Origin of the sequence: Halomonas sp. RT37 (assembly GCF_040070525.1) — a bacterium.
In the GTDB taxonomy this organism is placed as follows: domain Bacteria; phylum Pseudomonadota; class Gammaproteobacteria; order Pseudomonadales; family Halomonadaceae; genus Halomonas; species Halomonas litopenaei.
Map to the genome: position 1 here is coordinate 2,963,375 of NZ_CP098827.1, position 20,267 is coordinate 2,983,641.

Below are 20,267 nucleotides of genomic sequence, written 5' to 3' on the forward strand. Positions count from 1 at the left end.
CATGATCGGCCTTGGATTCCGCATGGTGCCGACGGGTGCCCCGGCCCAGGCACCGGATCTCATTGGTGACGCAGTCTCGGCAGCGTTTGGATCGGGCCAGCTCGGCGCCCTGTACGTCATCCAGCCTGACTACCAGGGGATCACGATTCTCTGGCAGGACGAGGCCGGCACGATCCCCGCAGCGGCTGATGGCGACCCGGTTGGCCGTATCGATGATCTATCGGGCGGCGGCAACCACGCCACCACGCCTGTGCCAGGCACGCTTCGAGGATCGGCTGGAAACTGGCGCCTCGAGTTCGATGGTGTCGACGACTACTACGACCTGCCGCTGGGCTTGGCACAGAATTCGCCGAGCTTATACCTGGCCTTCGCCGGGGCATACCGCGAGTTGGCCGGCGCAGATAAATCGATGATCTGGTTCTCGACCGGCACATCAAGCACTGGCACCCGGGCCAGGCTGAACACCAGAGCCACGACCTACCTGCAAGCAGCGGGCCGCAGGCTGGATGAGGGCCCCTTCGACACGGGCGTGCAGGCAGAAGTCATTGCAGCCGACGAGCCGTTCACCGCATCAGCATTGCTTGACTACGCCAACGCATCGGCCTGGCTGCGCAAGAACGGCGCCGAGCAAACGAGTGGGTCTTTCTCTACTGCCGGCGCAAGCTCGGATACGCCGTCCCTTGAGGCCTATCTCGGCTGGCAGGCGGGCGAGTACACGACCATGGATGCTCGGGCCTTCGCCATCGTCACCGGCGGTACTGACGGGATCGCTGAAATCGAAGCCCTTCTGTCGAGCCGGATTTAGAGGTGCCCATGCAACCACCCATCTTCACTGTCTGCGCGTCTGACCCAGAGGTCGCCGCGCTTCTTGGCTTGAGCCCTACCCGTCTCTACCCCTGGGGTGAAGCACCTCAAGGCGTGCCCACCCCGTATGCCGTGTGGCAAGTGGTGACCGGCGCGCCAGAGAACTATTTGGGGAGCCGGCCAGACATCGATGGATTCACCATCCAGGTGGACGTCTACGCCGACACTGGCAGCACAGCCACCGACGTTGCCGAAGCTATCCGTGACGCCATCGAGGACAAGGCCTACGTCGTTCGCTGGGGCGGTCAAGAGACTGACCCAGACACGGGGCGGCGCCGTATCTCGTTCGACGTCGACTGGCTCGTGCCGAGATAACCCCCAGCAACGCAACACCCAAGCCCTGGCATCCGCCGGGGCTTTTCTTTTCCACCCTCGCCCGCCGCTGTGCGGGCTTTTTCACGCCCGCAATGCAAGAGGAAACTGTCGTGAGCATTCTCTCTCAAGGAACGCACGTCTACTTCATTGACCCCAACGACGGAACGCCGCAGGTGGTTCAGGTTGAGTGTGCCACCACCTTCAACCCTGGCGGCGCCCCCGCCGATCAGATCGAGGATACCTGTCTCGAGGATTTCGAGCGCAGTTATCGACCTGGCCTTCGCACCCCTGGCCAAGCCTCGCTCGGCGTCAACGCTGATCCGGCAAACACTAGCCACGTCACACTTCATCAACTGTCCGAGATGAACCCCTCGCCCGCTCTCAAGTGGGCAATCGGCTGGTCCGATGGCTCTGATGCGCCGACGATCGGTAGCGATGGTGACTTTGACCTTCCGGAAACCCGGACCTGGTTCACCTTCGAGGGCTACGTCTCCGACTTCCCGTTCGACTTCCAGCAGAACAGCGTGGTGACGTCCGAGGTCACCATCCAGCGCTCTGGTGGATCAGCTTGGATTCCGAAGGTATGAAGCTAAGTCTGGATAGCCTGCAGGAGATGGGGGCGTTCGCCCCCGTTGACCTGGCCGAGGAAACCGTGACCTGGCGCCAAGACGGCGAAGATGTCAGCGCCACTGTGTTCATCAAGCCGCTTTCCTACATCACCGCAGTCTCGGAGATGGTGGCCAGCCGCGAAAACACAGACGCCCTTGCAGCGCGCATCGCTGCCAGCATCTGCGATGAAGCTGGCGAGCCGGTGTTCAGCGTGGGCGACATCACCGGCGAGTCTGACCCAGAGCGCGGGCCGCTCAATCACAGCCTGACCATGGCTCTGCTCGAGGTCATCGGGAGGGCAAATGGCTTGGGAAAGAACAAGAGCCGCTCGGTGACGAAGAAGAAGTCTGGCACGAGCTCGTGATGAACGGCATCGGCGGCCGCACGGTCGCCGAGGCCCAAGACCGCTTGAGCTACCGCGAGTTTCGTCGCTGGGTGGCTTTCCGCCACAAACGAGGGTCGCTGCACGTAGGGATGCGGATTGAGCACGGCGCCGCCCTGGTGGCCTCTACGCTGGCCAACATCCACAGCAAGAAAGGCGGCCACAAGATTTTCGACTTCATGCCGCACATGGACGAGCCGCCGATCACTGTCGAGCAGGCCATGGAAGCCTGGAAGTAACCAAGCCCCGCCACCGAGCGGGGCTTTCTTTTGCCTGGAGAAAACATGGCCGTTCGCTCACTCGGACAACTCACGCTCGACTTGGTGGCCCGGGTGGGCGGTTTCACCGGCCCCATGGATCAGGCGTCCCGGGCCGCCAAAAAGGACATGGCGGATATTGCCAAGTCGTTCAAAGGGGCTGCGACTGCTATCACAGCCACTGCGGGCACCGTGGCTGCCGCGGGCGGCGCAATCGTCGCTCTGACCAAGACGGCTGCTGATAACGCCCGGACGCTGCAGAACCAGGCTCAGGTAGCCAATGCCAGCGTCGAAGAATTCCAGCGCATGGCATACGCCACCCAGTCGGTGCAGATCGAGCAAGACAAGCTCTCCCAGATCCTGCAGGACGTCAACGACCGCGTCGGTGACTTCATGCAAAGCGGTGGCGGGGAGATGGCGGATTTCTTCGAGAACATCGCGCCTCAGGTTGGCGTGACCGCCGATCAGTTCAGGAACCTGTCAGGGCCGCAGGCGCTCCAGCTTTACTACGACAGCCTGGAGAGAGCGAACCTTTCCCAGCAGGATATGACGTTCTACCTCGAGGCCATCGCCAGCGACACCACTGCGCTGATCCCTCTGCTTCGCGATGGTGGCCAGGGATTCGCCGACATGGCTGCCGAGGCTGACGAACTGGGCATCGTGCTGTCAGAGCTGGACATCGCCAAGCTGAATGAGTTTGGGCGCCAGTTCGATCGAGTCAATGGAATCCTCGCCACCACCGGCCAATTGATCGCCGCCGAGTTATCGCCCTACCTGTCCACCATTGGTGACGACCTGGTAGAGCTTGCCGCTGACGGCGACGGTTTTGGCGAGTCAGTCCGCAACGCCGTCGAATCATCGCTTGAGGTGATCGGCTATCTGAGCAACGCCCTGCACGGCATCGAAGTCGTGATGAAGGGCATGCGGGCTGCCGCCTTCTCAGTGGGTCAGGCCTACACCGCCGTGTTTGCCGAGATCACCAACGCTGCCACGTTCCTGATGGATCAAGTGGCCGGCGCGATCAACACCGTGATCGACGGCATCAACCATATCCCGGGTGTCGATGACATCCCGTTGATCAGCTCCTTCCAAGACAGCAGCTACGCCCAGGGCATCCGGGCGCTGCGCGACGAGATGGCTGGCCTTGGCGAGGATGCGCGCCAGGAGTTTGTCGAGGCGTTCAACGAGCCGCTTCCCAAAACAGTCATTGATGAATGGCTCCGCGAGGTTCGCAACAGCACCGATGAGCTGGCTTCCGATATTGCCCTGCCGGGCATGACGGTTACTGGCAGCTCTCTGCCGAATGCGAAGGATCGCGAGGCGGCACTCAAGGCGCAAGCGGCTGCGCAGAAAGAAGTTTCCGATGCGGCTCGCGAGCTGGCCGATTCCCAGCAGCAGTTGCTTGATAGGCTTTATCCCGCCAAGGCTACGTGGGCCCAGTACCGTGAAGACCTTGAGCTATTAAATCTTCGCGAGAAGACCGACGAGACGCTCGATTTAGCTGATGCGCAGCAGCGTTTAGCGAACGAGCTTTCGGTCGGCCTGACAGGCGGGTTCATGGAGCAGTTGGCTGGCGGCGGCGCCATGGAGGATGGCGAGGACGATGGTTACTGGGAGAAATGGCTAGAGGGCGCACAGGAGGCGTTCACCAACTTCGACGAACTGGCGGGCGATACGATCGACAATTTTTCGTCCCGGTTTGGTGATGCCTTCGAATCGATGATCTTTGATGCTGAGTCCCTTGGCGATGCGGTTTACGGGATTGCCGATGGCATGGCTCGATCAATCGTGAATGCCTTGGGCGAGATGGCCGCAGAATGGCTCGCCTACCAAGCAGTGCAAATGCTCGTGGGCAGGACCACCCAGGCCAGCGCCGCGACTACGCAGGCGGCGAATGCGCAGGCCATGTCACAAATGGCGGGCTTGAACGCCTATTCGTCCACCGCTGCCATACCGATTGTTGGCCCCGTCCTCGCCCCTGGTGCAATGGCAGCAGCCATCGCAGCCACTCAGCCGGTTGCAGCGAGCGTGGCGGCGATGTCTGTTGCGGGCATGGCCCACGACGGCATCGACTCGGTCCCACAGGACGGCACCTGGCTTCTCCAGAAGGGCGAACGGGTCACCACCGCCGATACCAGCGCCAAGCTGGACCGTACGCTGGATGACGTTCAGCGCAACCGATCTGGCGGCGATGTCAGCGTCAATGTAGTGAATAACGGACAGCCAATGCAGGCGACCGCTAGCACGAGGATGGAAGACGGCAAGATGGTCATAGACGTCTTGCTGCAAGACCTCAATAAAGACGGGCGGTACATCAAGGCTCTCCGGGGGCAAACCAACGTTCAGCGCAGAGGGAACTAATGGCTATCGAATACCCCAAGGGCCTCCCCCTGCCGCTGCGCGAGGGATACGGCCTAAATCACGTCGACCCGGTGCTACGCACCGACATGGCCAGCGGGCGATCCCGCATGCGGCAGCGGTTCACGTCCGTGCCGTCGCGAGTCAGCGTCTCGTGGCTGCTCACGACGCCCGAGGCGCAGCTGTTCGAGGGGTGGCACGCACACACGCTCAAGAGCGGCACCGAGTGGTTCGACTGGCCGACGCTGACGCCGATGGGCCTCAAGAAGTACGAGGCCCGATTCATGCAGATTTACGACGGCCCGCAGCTCGTGGGCCTCGACTCATGGCGTATCACCGCCCAGGTCGAGCTGTTCGAGCGGCCGCTCATGCCAGCCGACTGGATCGAGATCGCACCAGATTTCATCCTCGGCAGCAGCATCATTGACCTGGCGCTCAACCACGAGTGGCCACGGGCCTGACGCCCAACAATATCCCCTGGAGCCCGCCAAAGAGCGGGCTTTTTTGTGCCCGATCCCAAGGACTTCCCCATGACCAAGTACGCTACCGGAAACCCTGTCCTCCCGAATGGTTCAGCTGATCCGCGCGACCTGTTCGACAACGCTCAAAATCTGGATGTGCTGGTCAATAGCCAGGAGAAAACCGAGCACCCCGACCGCCTGGGCGTTCCGCGCAAGACGTGGCATGGCATGGAGCAGGATTTCCAGCAGTTCCTGGTCAACAGCGGATACACCGGAACCGGTGCCGGCGGCGCGTATGAGGACTATGACGCCGACGGCCCGCTGACCATCACTGCGCTCAACCAGCTTTTCACCAAAGACGGCGAGTTCTACCGCCTAAAGCCTGATCAAGAACTGCCCTACACCACCACCGACTGGACGACCGATGAGGTCAATATGGTGGCAGTGGGTGATGCGGCGCTCCGCCAAGAGTTGGCGTCAGGTGTAGATTCCGGGCAAGGGGGGCTAAAGGTTAAGGGCGCGGTTATCTATGTGGATTCCACTGCGGAGCTGGAGGCGCTGCCAACCGACGCTCTCGCCGATGGTCAGACTGTTCATGTGGTCGACGACGGGCCGTATAATTGGGATGCATCCCAAGGCGAGTTTGTAAAGCAGGATTCGGAGCTCGAATATCTCGGCGAAAAAGACAAGCTGAGCGCGGTGGTAGGAGACCTCACAGAGGGGGCGTCTGACCCAGGGGTGGTCAATACGGTATGGGAGCCTATCGCCCAGCCGCCAGCGTCTGATTTCGTAGACACGTCTAATGGTGGTGCTGACTCAGAGGGTTTCATCAACTCCCTGTGGGAGCCTTTACGCGCTGAAAACCCCGGTTGGGTTTCAAGGACGACGCTAGGCAAGGACGAATCGTCAACGCATAACATATACAAGTACATTTTCTCGCCGCAGGATTATGACAAAACAGTCGTCATAGGCTGCTCAACGCATGGCTCAGAGATCATGAACCAGATAGCCACCGCGTATTTCATGCGGGAGGTTGCAACAAACTGGAAAGGAAGCCAGCTACTTAGGTGGGCTCGTTGGAAAGTTCGCTGGATCATTATCCCTATCGTCAATCCGTGGGGCAGCTCGCAGAATCCGAGGGTTCGCTATAACTCCAATGGTGTTGATCTAAACAGAAACTGGGATTATCGATGGTCTCAGTATGTAGGTGATTCTGCATATGGTCATGACTACAAGGGCGGATCAGCTTTTTCCGAAGTCGAGACTCGTCTATTCAGAAATTTGGCTGCGTCCCACCCGGACGCTGTCGCTATCATAGATTCTCATGACTTTGGCGGGCCGGCATCAGGTATTCACTATCCGTGCTTTGGCCCCGATTACCCACTATCGACATCGAGGTCTTCTGTAGATCGGCTTATCGGAAATCTATCCAAGGATGGAGAGGTTTCATCAAACCGATCAAACGCGAACCCGTCTAGCTTCAACTGGTTTGCATACAACCACAACGTCCACTCCTGGAACCCGGAGTTTGCTCCCGGACTTGTTTCTGGGGTCTCGTTTGATTCGGAAGATATGACGGCTGCAGTACGCTGGTTCGGGAACTTCTATCTACAGGCTGCGACGCTTTACAAGCCCACCCACGATACCCTGGTGGGACCATCTGCGCGACTCTACACCACGACAACTAGCGTCTCGATGTCTTCTGCGAGCTCGTACCAGTCTGTTCTTCCCGAAGATGCATTTGAAGTCGAGACTAATGGATTCATCGAAGTCAACGGACATGCCACGTTTGCAACGAATGCATCGGGCACTTACCCTGAGACAAGGGTGTTTCTCAAGCACAGATTTGGGCAAGATGGAGGCTACCGAGATATCTTCAAGTCTTCAGACAGTTCTGCAAACATCGAGACATATGGAACAGTTGATGCCGGCGGCCGTATTACTCTCCCATTCTCTATGTGCATCCCTGTCTTTGCAGGAATCCCTATCCGCTTGGAGCCTCAAGCATATATAGAAAACATCGGCGGTTCTCTTAACCGTTACTCGGCAGTGCTGAGATTTACGCCGGCGGACGGACCTAGCCATACATGGCTATTCTTTAATGAACCGGTCGATGATAGCAACTGGTTGAGAAGGCTTCCATTTGGAGACGGAGACCCAATTTGACTTGCCCGTATCGGCGCGGCAATAAGCTCAGAAGGTCAATATGTTTGACGAAGGGATATATCAAATGCGATAGCACGGACTCATATCATGGTTAGTATAAATGTGTCATACGCCTCAGCGCCCGCTGGGGCTGTCGTAGTGTCAACGCTGGAAATAAGCCATCCTTCGTTCCCGGCTATTCGCACCTGCTCGGGATTCGTCGATCAGACCGTGACGCTCGAGACTGGCGAGGTGGTCACGTTCAAGGCCTCGGCCCTGGACGTGTCCCTGCCGGCCCGTGACGCTACGGGTCAGCAGAACCTGCAGTTCGCCATCGAGAACGTCACCGGCCAGGCGCAGAACGCCATCCTGGCCGTGATCGACAGCGACGACCCGGAGCCAGTGACGGTGATCTATCGCATGTACTTGTCGAGCGATCTGTCGGAGCCTGCTGAACCGCCGCTACGGATGGTGCTGGTGGCCCCGGAGTTCAAGGGAGCGACCATGCAGGTGGTCTGTTCCTACCTCGACATCATCAACATGGCCTGGCCGCGAGACCGGTACACGACCGATTTCGCGCCCGGTTTGAAATACCTCTGACGCCCCGCCACTGAGCGGGGCTTTTCTTTGGTGCCCCATGATCCAGCCCTACCTGATGAGCGCCTACCGCGATGGTGGGCGTGGCGAAGCCGTGTCCGGACGCCTGGCATACGACTGCTGGGGCCTCGTCCGCGCCGTGCGTAACGAGCTGTTCGGCCTCCCCCTGCTGCCGAGCTACGGTGCCATCTCGCCTGACGACAAGCGCGGCCTGACGGATGCTTACCAGGCCGAGGTCGATGCCTTTGCCGAGGGGCCGCCAGTGCCTGGCGCGATCGCCACCATCTGGAAATTTCGGCTCTGCGTGCACGTTGGCGTGTGCGTCGAGGTCAATGGGCGCCTTGGCGTGCTGGAGACCGGCCGCAAGATCGGTTGCCGCTGGCTGAGCATCGCCGACTTCGAGAGCAAGTACATGACCGTGAGGTACTATTCGTGATCCGCTTCTATCCCAGTGTCCTGCCCGGCGAGCCATTGATCATTGACGAGCCGCGTGGTCAGTCGGTGCGCGAATGGGTCGACGCCCGGGTGCCCGAAGTGGCCCGCGAGCGGGTCACCGTAAAGGTCGATGGGCAGCTGATCGACAAGGGCGAGTGGGCAGCAACGACGTTGCATCACTGGCACGACGTCGAGATTCGCCCGCAGCCAGGCGGCGCGGAAACATTGATAGCGGCCGCAATTGCGGCTGTTGTGGCGGTCGCGGCCACGTTCCTGCTTAAGCCGTCGATACCCAGCCAGTCAAACAAGTCTGGCGGCAAGGGTAGCTCGCTGCTCGAGGCCTCCGCCACGGGCAACAAGGTCAAGACCGGCGACGTGATCCCCGAACTGGCCGGTCGGCACCGGCGGTTCCCCGACTATCTCACTGCCCCGCGCCGCCGCTTTGTTGAGCCCAAGGTGCAGGCCCTGGACCTGCTGCTGTGCGTCGGCAAGGGCGAGTACGAGATCGACCCCGACGAGATCCGCATCGGCAACACCCGGATCGGAGCGCTTTCCTCGGCTGTGGGCTACCAGATTTTCGGCCCGGGCGAGACAGTCACCGGCCACTCTGCGCATCAGAACTGGTACAACACGCCCGAGGTCGGGCCCAGCGTTGGCGCCAATGGCATTCGGCTGCCGTCCAACCGGGATGCCGACAAGTCGTGGCCCGGCCAGCTGACGTTCAGCGGGGACGAGATCACATCATCAGGCGAACTGCCCAATGGCTGGCTGGCCGGCGCCGTCATCGACATCGCTATCCCCCAGTCGGTCACGATCAGCGACCCCGGGGCTGGTGCCGACATCATCGAGGGGGATTTCGATTATCTGATGCTGAGCCCAGGCAATGCGCTCGAGATTGACGGGCTGGATGATGGTTCCTATCGCGTCCTCGACTACACGCCTGGCACCCCTGGCCAGCTGACTCTCGAGGTTTTCGTGATCAACCAAGGGTGGCTTCCAGCTTCTGGGCTTCCCGAAGGGAGCCGGACCATCACCATCACCCGCAATGGCTACGACTATGAGGTCGTGGAGACGGTGACCGACGGGCTCAAGATGACCGCACGCGGCACCACCGGCTGGCCGGGATTCCCGACGCTCACCACCAGCAATGCCTCAGTCACTATCTCGTCCGATGAGCTGGTCGGCTACTGGACTCTGCCGTTTACCGCCTGCCCCGAGGGGGAGGTGACCAACACCCTGGAGTGGGACATCTTCGCTCCCCAAGGGCTATGCGAGATCGGCGAGTCGAGCGGGAACATCTACCGGCTGTACCGCGACATCGAGATCCGCTATCGGCCTGTCGGCGGCACCACCTGGACTACGCTTGGCCAGTCAGTCACAGGCCGCACCCGGGACCAGATCGGGTGGACGTTCCGGCTCACCCTGCCCTACGCCATGCGTCCCGAGGTGCAGGTGCGTCGCGTCAAGGCCGAGTCGAACGACATCCAGATTGTCGACCGTCTGGAGTGGTACGGGCTGCGCGCCAGGTTCGACAATGCACCGAGCCGGTATGAGGGCGTGACGGTGATCGCCCTCACGGTGACCGGCTCCGACGCAATTGCCAGCCAGACCGAGAACCAGGTGTCAGTGGTGGCCACACGCAAGCTCCCAGTGCGTGAGAATGGCACATGGACAGCGCCGCAGCCGACGCGCGACATTGCCCCCTGGTTCGCCCATGTCGCCCGGAGCGTGGGCTACACCGACGCCGAGATCGACCTGGATGAACTGGACCGGCTTGATGCCATCTGGAAAGCCCGCGGCGACCAGTTCAACTTCATCGAGGCTGACGACTCTACCGCAAAGGAATCGCTGAACCGCTGCCTGATCGCCGGCATGGCCGAGCTGACCATTGCCGCCGGCAAGCTGAGCCCGGCGCGGGACGAGCCCCAGGCGGTCGTGGAGCACTCCTACAGCGCGCAGAACGTGGTGAGCGATATCTCGTTCGGCATCACCATGCCTCGCCCTGACGACCATGATGGCGTTGACGTGGAGTTCATCAACGAGACGACGTGGGAAGAAGACGAGGTGCAGTGCCGGCTTCCGGGTGATCAAGGCTTCAAGACCGAGAAGCTGCGCCTTGATGGCGTGACCAGCCGCACCCAGGCGTACCAGATCGGCATGCGCCGCCGCCGCGAGCTCAAGTACCGGCGCAAGGAGTTCACCTTCTCCACCGAATTGGACGCGCTCAACTCACGGTACATGCGCCGCAATGCACTGATCACCGATGTACCCGGCCAGGGGCAGTCAATGCTGCTGGAGGGGTGCGAGGATATGGGCGGTGGCGACTACCGGCTGTTCGTGACCGAGCCGTTGGACTGGCCTGCCGGCGGCGCGCATGTCGTGGCCTGGCGCCGCGCTGACGGCACCATGGCCGGCCCGTTCCCGGCTGCCCAGGGCAGTGCCGAGGACGAGGTGATCATGCAGGGCGTCACGGCTGCGGAAGACATTCCGGTGATCTACCCCAGCATGGAGCCGCCGCACGTCTATTTCGGCCCCGAGTCCTCATGGAGCCATGACGTGCTGATCACAGAGATCGATCCGAACGGATTTGAGTCTGTTGACGTCAAGGCTGTCGGGTATGACCCCCGTGTATATCTGGATGACGACAGCGTGCCGGTGTAGGCGAGCGCCAGGGATGGCGTCACCCTGCCCACCGCCGCCTCACCTGCCCCACCTCTGCCTGCTGATCCTTCGCCAGCCGCCACACGCCATCGCTGATGCCATGCTTGCGGGATAGCAGGTACTGCGGCGTGCCTGGCACCCACCAGTCGTTCTTGAGCTCCTTGCCAAGGATGCAGCGGCCGCTGACTAACCAACCCTGCCAGACAACGTGGTACTCGACTAGCCTGTCGATCGGCGGAGATGACCGGCTCAGGCCGAGCCAGCCCTTACGCTCGAGGCGTTTGCGCCACTGGGTGATCTCGTACTCGCTCATTGGCACCACTGAGTCTTGCTGGCCCCTGGCCGGTATGGCCGTGCCAGCCCTGCCTCCATGAGCTTGTCGCCCAGGTCGCGACCGTCTACCGTCACCCTCGCGAGAATCCGGAAGAAACTGCCGCGCTCGATCTCGTGCAGCTGGATGCGCTCGGCATCACGCAACGCCGCCACGGTGAACTGCTTGGCCTCCCTGGCCAAAGCCTTCTCCCGCTCCTGCTGCTCGGGCGTCGGGCACTGGCTGCGCATCTCTGGCGTATTGATGCCCTCGATGCGTACGGGGATCCGCTCGCCAATCACCGCCGGCCAGCCCTCGATGTCGGCCCGGAACGTGTCGCCGTCAACGATGCTGGTCACCCTGGCGACGGTGGCGCTGCCGTAGTCGGCATGAGAACTGAAAGGCAACCACAGTAGCGCAGCCATAGTGAGAACTGTTGTTCTCAGCACCTTGGCGACGACGTCCTAGCCACGTGCTTGTTTTCACAAACCGTGCACTTCGTGTGAATCTCTTGGCAACCGTGATACTCATGCCACACATGAAAGAGACTGAATCCTTCGTGCGATTCAGGTTGCCACTCTCTGTTCTCGCATTTTGGACAGTACAGATCAATGCCTCCGTCCACGAACCTTGAGACCACTGGATCAATCTGCATTAGCCCACCCTCATCAACACGACCTGCCATAGGGTAGCCCATGGCGCGTTGTGCTGTGACCAGATTGTGACGCCGGCACCACGTAGGCCCGCCTATGTGTGTACCAATCGATGCAAACAGTCACATTGCAGTCGGTGCGCCCGGCATGCAAAGCATTGATATTAGGCCATATTAGCCAAATTCTCACAGGCCAATCGGGATTTAGGTTCTAGTGCCTTAGCGCGTGGGAGTTCGAGTCTCCCCATCCGCACCATCTTTTCGGACCCGTCGAGCGAGCACACTTCATTCGACCTCAGGTCCAGCATTCTTCTTGACCTTCCTCCTGTCGGCTCGGCCCCTGGCCCTAGCTTCGACACGCCCTAGCTTCGATACGCCCTAGCCTCGACGCGCCCTAGCTTCGACACGCCTAGCTCCCCGTTGACGCCGCCTAAGCATCCGTTGGCTTTGTCAGGGCTCGATCCTGCTATCGTTACATGCATGTTCCATGATTGAAATCGACCTCGCACGTTGCGCAGGTCCGCGAAAAAAGGTCATTGCATGCTGAACTACTTTGCCCTCGGCATCCTGTGCTTCGTGGTGTTGACCCTGTTCTACGGTGTCATCGTCATCCACGACATCCCCTACGGTATCGCCAAGAAGCGCGACCATCCGCACCAGGACGCGATCCACGTCGCCGGCTGGGTCAGCCTGTTCACCCTGCATGTGCTGTGGCCCTTCCTGTGGATCTGGGCCACCCTCTACCGGCCGGATCGCGGCTGGGGCTTCAAGCAGATCGAGGAAGAACAGGCGCGAGAGCGCAGCGAGATCGACGAGTTACGCCTCGAACTCGACCACCTGCGCCAGCGACTCGACGCCCAGGAGGCCTCAGCGCCGTCGCTCAAGGCAGAGCAACCGGCTCGCGCCCAATATACGTCCGGCAATACCCAGGGAGGTCAGGACTGATGGATCTGCTTATCGTGCTGACCTATGCGGCGCTGTGTATCGCCGTGTTCAAGATCTTCCGCATCCCGCTCAACAAGTGGACGGTCCCCACTGCGGTACTCGGCGGCATCATCGTGGTCGCGACCCTGGTGCTGCTGATGAACTACAACCATCCCTTTACCCGCCAGGTTCGCCAGGCCTACGCGGTGACGCCGCTGGTATCCGAGGTCCGGGCCCGGGTCAGCTCCGTCGAGGTCGACCCCAACACCCTGGTCGAGGCCGGTACCCCGCTGTTCATCCTGGACGCCACCCAGTTCGAGTCCCGGGTAGAGCGGCTGACGGCGGAGCTCGAAGACGCCCTGCGCAATTCCGACAGTCGCAGCGCCGGCGTTGCCGAGGCCGAGGCCAACCTGGTGGCGGCCCAGGCCGATAGAGATCAGGCCAGTCGGACCCTGGCACGTTATCAGGCCGCCTCCTCGGCCTTCAGCCGTCAGCAGATCGACGAAGCCTCCCAGAACGCCCAGACCGCGGCTGCACGTGTCGCCCAGGCCGAGGCTGCCCTCGAGCGGGCCCGCGCCGAACAGCGCCCCGACGGCGATGACGAGGACCCGTTGGTCGTCGCCAAGCGCGCCCAACTGGCCGAGGCACAATATGATCTGCAAAATACGGTCATCCGCGCACCCACTGACGGCTTTCTGACACAGCTCGCGGTGCGCCCGGGAATGATGGCGGTACCGCTGCCGCTGAAGCCACTGGGGGTCTTCGTGCATGACGAACCCGGCCGCTTTACCGGCGCCTTCCGCCAGCAGGCGCTCAACCGTATCCAGCCAGGCGACGAGGCCGAACTGACCTTCACCGCCCTGCCAGGCCAGGTGTTCGCCGCCGAAGTCATCGAGGTGCTGCCGGCCATCGCCGAGTCCCAGGTCGCCGCCGGTGATCGACTGCTGGGCGCCGACGCCTTCGCCAGGACCGACGCCCCTGCGCTGGTGACCCTGAAGCTCGCCCCGGGCCAGGATATGCCGGACATGCCGCTGGGCATCGGCGCCCAGGCAGCGGTCTACACCGAGCACTTCCACCACGTCGCCATCATGCGCAAGGTGCTGTTGCGCATGCTCGGCTGGCAGCACTATGTCTACATCGACCACTGAGTCGACAGGCGTTTCGCCAACGCTGACCCGCTGCTAGGCTGGCCCCAGTCAGGTTCGCCCAGCGTGGCGAACCAGGGAGCGACAGACAGCACCCAGCCTTTCCTGGTGTACCCGACGAAAGGCACACCAGGTGGCTGGGGGCGGGGGGCAAGGATGCACAGCAGGAAGGAATCAACGCGCACCAATACCTGGGTGGCACTGGTGATCGTCATCGCCAGCGCCGCTCTGAGCTATTGGCTGCTGGACAGTCGCGACGACGTCAACGGAGGTGCAGCGGTATCGCTGTTCTCGTTGGGTCTCGTCAGCGCGCTGGTGATCGGCTATTCCCGTTCGGTCAGTCAGATCAACGCCCTCGGCGCCCAGGTCAAGTTCAACCGCCTGAGCCAGGAAGCCGACGCCACGCGCAAATCGCTGGAGCGCGACCGCCTTCATCTCTACCGCATGCTGATACCGCTGACGCTGAAGCACCCCGAAGACGAACACGCCATCCACGGCGTCGATCCCCGTGTACCGGCACTGCTGGAACTTGACGACAAGGTCGCTACCGAAGGCCTTCAGGCCGACCTGTCACAGGACCTCGCCCGCGCCCTCCATCGTCTGCTGCATAGCCAGTACCACCGCATCCTGGAACTGCTGCCGCAGGACGCCTCCCTGCCTGCCTCGCAACGGACATCATCGGGCCACGACTTTACACCCGCCCAGCTTGGCGAGCTGCTGGATCGGGCCGAAGCCTGTCTCGAGCGCCAAGGCGAGGCGTCGACGTCCAATGACGACAGACAGCGGCTTCACAACAATGTTCGCGTCAGCCGCCGCCTGCTGGCCAGTTACCATCGGCTCGATGACGTCACCCCAAAGGCCCCTTTCGACGCCATTGTCTGAGGTCCGCAGACAGCCTCTCGCTTCTCGTCTCTCACCTCTCACCTCTCGCCTCTCGCCTCTCGCCACCTAGTCCCCGCCCGAGCGAATGACCGATCAGGCTGTGCCGGTTCGCTCCATCCTGTTCGCCGACGTCGGCCCCCAAACTCGGCGTCCCTGGCCCTCGTCTACGCTGAGATGGCGGTACATCACCGCAGTGTCACATCCATCTTCGCGATCGGCGGGAGGCCCCATGGCAGAGTCACTTACACAACAACAGGACGTTGACAGCGACAGCGGCGGACGCTCGCCTCGGCTGATCTGGTCGTTGCGGGCCTTCGGGCTGGCCGGTGCGGCCATGGTCTGGGTGGCCCTTGGGGGTGCCGAGTCGATGTCGCCAGATGCCCGCTGGGTGGCCGCCATCGGCACCCTGATGGCGATCTGGTGGATGACCGAGGCGATTCCGCTGTCGGTCACCTCGCTGCTGCCCATCGTATTGATTCCCATGCTGACCGAACGCTCGGTGTCCGAGGCCACCGCTCCCTACGCCAGCTCCATCGTGTTTCTATTTCTCGGTGGCTTCCTGATCGCCATCGCCATGGAAAAGTGGCAACTGCACCGGCGTATCGCCCTGACCACCCTGCATCGCGTCGGGGTCGAACCTCGTCGTATCGTGCTCGGCATGATGCTGGCCACCGGTTTTCTGTCCATGTGGGTGTCCAACACCGCCACCACCCTGATGATGCTGCCGATTGCGCTGTCGGTGCTGACCCTGGTGGTGGAACGCTCGAGCTCACAGGACAGTGACGCGGTCGGAGAAGACCTGCACAAGGGCGGCCGCGTCTCGGACATCATCAAGGATGACAACATCCGCAGCTTCGGTGTCTGCCTGGTACTGGCCATCGCCTGGTCGGCCTCGATGGGCGGGCTCGGCACCCTGCTGGGCTCTCCCCCCAACGCCATCGTCGCCGGCTACGCCGCCGACGAACTGGGCCGGGACATCGGGTTCCTGCAGTGGATGATGGTCGGTCTGCCCCTGGCGCTGACCTTTATCCTGATCGGCTGGGTACTCATGACCCGGGTGCTCTATCGCTTCAAGCTCGATGAGATTCCCGGCGGCAAGGCGATGATCGAAGACCAGCTCGATCACCTGGGACCGCTCGGCCAGGGCGAACGCATGGTGATGTTCGTGTTCGCCGGCGCGGCCTTTCTGTGGGTGGTGCCGGGGCTGATCGCCAGCCTGCCGCTGATCGGCGACTGGTTTTCGTTCCTTGACGCCTTGAATGACACCGCCATCGCCATCGGCGCCGGTATCGTGCTGTTTTTCCTGCCGGGCAACGCCAAGGGCGACATGGTGCTGGACTGGCAGGACGCCGAGGATGGCCTGCCCTGGGGCGTACTGCTGCTGTTCGGCGGCGGTCTGTCGCTGGCCAGCGCGGTGGCAGCGTCAGGGCTCGACGGCTGGTTCGGCGAACAGGTCAGCGCGCTGGGAGCGCTGCCGATGGTGGCGCTGGTGGTGGCGGTGACGACGATCGTGCTGTTTCTTACCGAGATCACCTCCAACACTGCCACCGCCGCAACCTTCATCCCGGTGCTGGGCGGGGTCGCCGTCGGCATTGGCGCCGACGCCATGACGCTGCTGATACCTGCCGCCTTCGCCGCGACCTGCGCCTTCATGCTGCCGGTGGGCACGCCGCCCAACGCCATCGTGTTCGGCTCCGGCGCCGTCACCATCTCGCAGATGGCCCGTGGCGGGATCGTGCTCAACGTGATCGGCGTCGCCCTGATCACCCTGTTCTGCTACCTGCTGGGAGGGCTTGCCCTGGGCCTTCGCTTCTAGGCTTGTCTGAAAAGTGTCGGATTGTCCTGTTGTCAAGAGCACAGGCGGTTCCCGCCAGCTCCTGTCGCTCTCGCAGGAGGTACCAAGAGCCTCACCTGCCGGTGGGGCTCTCTCCCTGTTGTCGGCGCTGTCGAAGACGGTCCTCGGCCTGCTCAAGCACCTCCCAGGCCAGGCGACGAAGGCCGGCATCCCCCTCGGTCATGGCCTCGAGCAGGGCTCGCTTTTCCTTCAGGTAGAGGCGTGCAAATCCCGGGTCATGCTCGACGATAGAGCCGGTGTTGTGGATCAGGTCGGCGTACTTGATGGTCTGGGCGCGGGCGCCGGCTTGTGCCAGACGCTCCAGCGCCAAGCGCTTGCGCACGGCGCGGTTGCCCACCTCAGGCCCTTCGAGATCGCTTAGCGCCAACACCAGCGCGGTCACCTCTTCCCCGAAGTTGTCGCCCAGTGTCTGGGCCGTCACCTGGGTGTCCTCCAGTACATCGTGCAACCAGGCGGCGGCAACCATGGCGGGTTCGCCGGGACAGTGGCGGCTGACCAGCGCTGCCACAGCGGCGGGATGCTCGATGTAGGGGGTGTCCAGGTACTTGCGCCGCTGACCGATGGCGCCGTGAGCCGCCGTGGCGAAGAGCCGCGCCGCCTCAACGGTGTCGATGCCCGAGATCTCGCTTGCGTCGCTGGAGGGTGTGTCCACGCTGTCGCTCCCGTGTCGTTTCTTTATCGTGCGCCCCGGTCAGGCCCATTGCCGGTCCAGCACCTTTTGCTGATTGAGGCCTCGGCCGCCGCGGCTTAGGCTGTCAGACCCGACCCCAAGACGCCATCAGGCGCTCCCCTGGCCGACCAGGAACCGCCATCAAAGGAACTGCCATGAAACGCGAAACCCTCGCCCTGCACCACGGCTACGCCCCTGACGACCAGCACTCTGTCGCGGTCCCGATCCACCAGACCACCTCGTTTTCCTTCGATGATGCCCAGCATGCCGCCGACCTGTTCGATCTCAAGGTCGAGGGCAACATCTATTCGCGCATCATGAACCCCACCTGCGCGGTGCTGGAAAATCGTGTGGCCGCCCTGGAAGGTGGTATCGCCGGCCTGGCGGTGGCCTCCGGCATGGCCGCCATTACCTATACCATCCAGACGCTTGCCGAAAGCGGCGACAATATCGTCTCGATCAGCGAACTCTACGGCGGTACCTACAACCTCTTTGCCCACACCCTGCCGCGCCAGGGCATCGAGGTCCGCTTCGCCGACAAGGACGACCTCGCCGGCATCGCCGATCGCATCGATGAGCGTACCAAGGCGGTGTTCTGCGAAAGTATCGGCAACCCGTCTGGCAGTGTGGTGGACATCGCCGCACTCGCCCAGGTGGCCCACGACAACGGTGTCCCGCTGATCGTCGACAACACCGTGGCCACGCCCTTCCTGTGGCGCCCGATCGAACACGGCGCCGATATCGTGGTGCACTCCGCGACCAAGTATATCGGTGGCCACGGCACCACCGTGGGCGGCGTGATCGTCGATTCCGGTCGCTTCCCCTGGGCCAGCCATGCCGAACGCTTTGCGCTGCTCAACGAGCCCGACCCCTCCTATCACGGCATCAGCTATACCCGAGACGTCGGCGACGCGGCCTTTATCGCCCGCGCCAGGGTCGTGCCACTGCGCAACATGGGGGCGGCCCTCAGCGCCCAGGCCGCCTGGAATCTGCTGCAGGGTCTCGAGACACTGGCGCTGCGTATCGAGCGCATCTGTGCCAACACCCAGACCATCGCCGAGTACCTCGAGGGCCACGAGGCGGTGTCCTGGGTCAAGTACGCTGGCCTTTCACATCACAAGGACCACGAACTGGCCAAGCGCTACATGAACGGCCAGGCCTCCGGCATCTTGAGCTTCGGCATCAAGGGCGGACGAGACGCCGGGGTGCGCTTCTACGACGCGCTGGGGCTGATCCTGCGCTTGGTCAATATCGGTGACGCCAAGACCTGCTCGGCGATTCCGGCGGTGACTACCCATCGCCAGCTCAATGATGAGGAACTGGCCGCCGCCGGGGTCACCGCGGACATGGTGCGCCTGTCTGTCGGCATCGAGCATGTCGACGATCTGATGGCGGACCTGGACCAGGCGCTCAAGGCGTCTCAGGGCTAGCCCGGGCGGTAGAAGCGCAGCAGGTGTAGGTGACAGCGTCCATCCACAGGGATGGACGTTCCTCTTCTTGTATCCAGCCCGAGCTTTATATCTAGCCGGAGCCCGGCACTGGTAGCCCCACCGGGGTCGGCGACGGTGGCAGCCAATCGCCCTTGATCAGGGCTTCTGCCGGGCGGTAGAAGCGCAGCAGGTGTTGGTGACAGCGTCCATCCACAGGGATGGACGTTCAACTTTGGCTTACCTTTTACCTAGCCAGAACCCGGCACTGGTAGCCCCACGGGGGTCGGTGATGGTGGCAGCCAATCGCCCTTGATCAGGGCTTCTGCCGGGCGGTAGAAGCGCAGTGTGTACGTCCATCCCGGGGCGATCGCCAGGTGGTTGGGTGCCTGGGGGTCGCCGCCAAAGTGGAGGGTTACCGAACCATCCTCGTTGGCGTCGGCCTCGACACTGGTCAGGGAGTGCGCCCCTTCGGCGCCCTCGATCAGACGCCCTCTGGCGTCATAGACGGTCACCGACCAGAACCCGGTGACCGGCACGTCCACCGGCAGAATCAGCACCTGAGGCGTCTCGCCATCATTGTGAAGCGGGCTGACGGTGACGTAGTAGGCGTCCTCGATGGGCTGGCCCAACCAACCCGCGGCCGTCCCCCACAGATGCCGCACCGGGTCGACGCTGTCTTCGGCGCCAAACATGCCGTGGCTGCCGGAGATAAAGGGCGACAGACCAAGCACCGCCTCTCTTACCTCGCTCAGTCGCTCCATATCCCACTCGGGCAATGACAGCTCTCCCGCGTCATCCTGGGACCACTCGATGGCATCCTGCAGCGCGTTGGCTTCGGCGATGTCCGCGCTCGAGTCGGCGTCCACCTGGGTACGGAACATGACCAGGGCATAGCGCGAACCGACGCTCTCTTCATCCAGCACGATCTCGCGTCCGCCGTAGGACATCATCGGGGTGTAGTGGTCCTGATTGACCACCTGCATGGACTGCAGTCGGGTCGCGCTGGCCGGGGCGGTGAAGGTCACCGGTGAGGCCAGATCGAAGACGCCGACGCTGTGCAGGATATCCCGATTGACCCGAACCACCTCGGCGTCTACCGGCAACGGCGCGCGGTCATGCCGCAGGCTGCCAAAATAGCCATCATCGGCATAGTTCTGGAAGTGAGTGTCGGTCTGCGCCCGCACATAGGTATCCAGATTGACCGCACCGTCCGAGCTGGATGGCTCGGTGGCCTCTGCGGTCCCTGCCACTGCGTTCGAGACCAGGCCGCTTGCCATTGCCAGCAGCAGCCAGAAAAACCACTTCATTGTCATCC

General features: G+C 62.3%; 20 protein-coding genes. 16 read left to right on the top strand and 4 right to left on the bottom strand.

The features are described from left to right. Position 1: 1 nt before the first annotated feature. From NFG58_RS12820 to NFG58_RS12870, 11 genes are all read left to right on the top strand, one after another. Positions 2-805, top strand: coding sequence for a hypothetical protein (locus NFG58_RS12820; protein WP_348826657.1), 804 nt, complete (start codon positions 2-4; stop codon positions 803-805). Positions 806-813: 8 nt separating this feature from the next. Next, positions 814-1,179: a DUF3168 domain-containing protein gene (locus tag NFG58_RS12825; protein ID WP_348826658.1), complete on the top strand. Its 366-nt coding sequence runs from the start codon at positions 814-816 to the stop codon at positions 1,177-1,179. A gap of 110 nt (positions 1,180-1,289) precedes the next feature. Then, positions 1,290-1,766, top strand: a complete 477-nt coding sequence (locus NFG58_RS12830; protein ID WP_348826659.1) for a phage tail tube protein — start codon at positions 1,290-1,292, stop codon at positions 1,764-1,766. Further along, positions 1,763-2,152, top strand: coding sequence for a phage tail assembly chaperone family protein, TAC (locus NFG58_RS12835; protein ID WP_348826660.1), 390 nt, complete (start codon positions 1,763-1,765; stop codon positions 2,150-2,152). The genes NFG58_RS12830 and NFG58_RS12835 overlap by 4 nt, the downstream gene beginning before the upstream one ends. Beyond that, positions 2,152-2,409 (top strand): hypothetical protein, encoded by a 258-nt coding sequence (locus NFG58_RS12840; protein WP_206936982.1) that lies wholly within the window; start codon positions 2,152-2,154, stop codon positions 2,407-2,409. The genes NFG58_RS12835 and NFG58_RS12840 overlap by 1 nt, the downstream gene beginning before the upstream one ends. Before the next feature lie 45 nt (positions 2,410-2,454). Next, positions 2,455-4,788: a hypothetical protein gene (locus NFG58_RS12845; RefSeq protein WP_348826661.1), complete on the top strand. Its 2,334-nt coding sequence runs from the start codon at positions 2,455-2,457 to the stop codon at positions 4,786-4,788. After that, complete coding sequence (locus NFG58_RS12850) at positions 4,788-5,246, top strand: hypothetical protein (protein WP_348826662.1); 459 nt, start codon at positions 4,788-4,790, stop codon at positions 5,244-5,246. The genes NFG58_RS12845 and NFG58_RS12850 overlap by 1 nt, the downstream gene beginning before the upstream one ends. A gap of 69 nt (positions 5,247-5,315) precedes the next feature. Then, a complete protein-coding gene (locus tag NFG58_RS12855) occupies positions 5,316-7,412 on the top strand; it encodes a M14 family metallopeptidase (RefSeq protein ID WP_348826663.1) in 2,097 nt (698 codons plus the stop codon). An 87-nt stretch (positions 7,413-7,499) separates the two neighbouring features. Further along, the gene (locus NFG58_RS12860) at positions 7,500-7,991 is read left to right on the top strand and encodes a DUF1833 family protein (protein WP_348826664.1); all 492 of its coding nucleotides are present in this window, start codon (positions 7,500-7,502) and stop codon (positions 7,989-7,991) included. A 37-nt stretch (positions 7,992-8,028) separates the two neighbouring features. Beyond that, entirely contained in the window at positions 8,029-8,424 is a 396-nt protein-coding gene (locus tag NFG58_RS12865) for a hypothetical protein (protein WP_348826665.1), read from the top strand. Beyond that, positions 8,421-11,084 carry a host specificity factor TipJ family phage tail protein gene (locus NFG58_RS12870; RefSeq protein ID WP_348826666.1) on the top strand — a complete coding sequence of 888 codons (2,664 nt, stop codon included), beginning with the start codon at positions 8,421-8,423 and terminating at the stop codon, positions 11,082-11,084. The genes NFG58_RS12865 and NFG58_RS12870 overlap by 4 nt, the downstream gene beginning before the upstream one ends. Positions 11,085-11,103: 19 nt before the next feature. On the opposite strand, the gene NFG58_RS12875 is transcribed toward NFG58_RS12870, so the two are convergent. Next, the gene (locus tag NFG58_RS12875) at positions 11,104-11,397 is read right to left on the bottom strand and encodes a hypothetical protein (protein WP_348826667.1); all 294 of its coding nucleotides are present in this window, start codon (positions 11,395-11,397) and stop codon (positions 11,104-11,106) included. Continuing rightward, positions 11,394-11,819: a thermonuclease family protein gene (locus NFG58_RS12880; protein WP_348826668.1), complete on the bottom strand. Its 426-nt coding sequence runs from the start codon at positions 11,817-11,819 to the stop codon at positions 11,394-11,396. The genes NFG58_RS12875 and NFG58_RS12880 overlap by 4 nt, the downstream gene beginning before the upstream one ends. Positions 11,820-12,586: 767 nt before the next feature. Here NFG58_RS12880 and NFG58_RS12885 point away from each other — a divergent pair. The 4 genes from NFG58_RS12885 to NFG58_RS12900 all read left to right on the top strand — a co-directional run bounded on the left by NFG58_RS12885 (position 12,587) and on the right by NFG58_RS12900 (position 16,813). After that, positions 12,587-12,991, top strand: coding sequence for a DUF3302 domain-containing protein (locus NFG58_RS12885; protein ID WP_108132880.1), 405 nt, complete (start codon positions 12,587-12,589; stop codon positions 12,989-12,991). Then, the gene (locus NFG58_RS12890) at positions 12,991-14,118 is read left to right on the top strand and encodes an HlyD family secretion protein (RefSeq protein WP_108132881.1); all 1,128 of its coding nucleotides are present in this window, start codon (positions 12,991-12,993) and stop codon (positions 14,116-14,118) included. The genes NFG58_RS12885 and NFG58_RS12890 overlap by 1 nt, the downstream gene beginning before the upstream one ends. Before the next feature lie 153 nt (positions 14,119-14,271). Then, positions 14,272-14,997 (top strand): hypothetical protein, encoded by a 726-nt coding sequence (locus tag NFG58_RS12895; protein ID WP_124803758.1) that lies wholly within the window; start codon positions 14,272-14,274, stop codon positions 14,995-14,997. Between the two features lie 229 nt (positions 14,998-15,226). Continuing rightward, a complete protein-coding gene (locus tag NFG58_RS12900) occupies positions 15,227-16,813 on the top strand; it encodes an SLC13 family permease (protein ID WP_348826669.1) in 1,587 nt (528 codons plus the stop codon). 91 nt (positions 16,814-16,904) lie between these two features. On the opposite strand, the gene NFG58_RS12905 is transcribed toward NFG58_RS12900, so the two are convergent. Beyond that, positions 16,905-17,504 carry an HD domain-containing protein gene (locus NFG58_RS12905; RefSeq protein WP_348826670.1) on the bottom strand — a complete coding sequence of 200 codons (600 nt, stop codon included), beginning with the start codon at positions 17,502-17,504 and terminating at the stop codon, positions 16,905-16,907. 173 nt (positions 17,505-17,677) lie between these two features. Between NFG58_RS12905 and NFG58_RS12910 the strand changes: the two genes are divergently transcribed. Then, complete coding sequence (locus tag NFG58_RS12910) at positions 17,678-18,952, top strand: aminotransferase class I/II-fold pyridoxal phosphate-dependent enzyme (RefSeq protein WP_108132884.1); 1,275 nt, start codon at positions 17,678-17,680, stop codon at positions 18,950-18,952. A 248-nt stretch (positions 18,953-19,200) separates the two neighbouring features. On the opposite strand, the gene NFG58_RS12915 is transcribed toward NFG58_RS12910, so the two are convergent. Further along, positions 19,201-20,265: a DUF1214 domain-containing protein gene (locus NFG58_RS12915; protein WP_083970432.1), complete on the bottom strand. Its 1,065-nt coding sequence runs from the start codon at positions 20,263-20,265 to the stop codon at positions 19,201-19,203. Positions 20,266-20,267 lie beyond the last annotated feature (2 nt).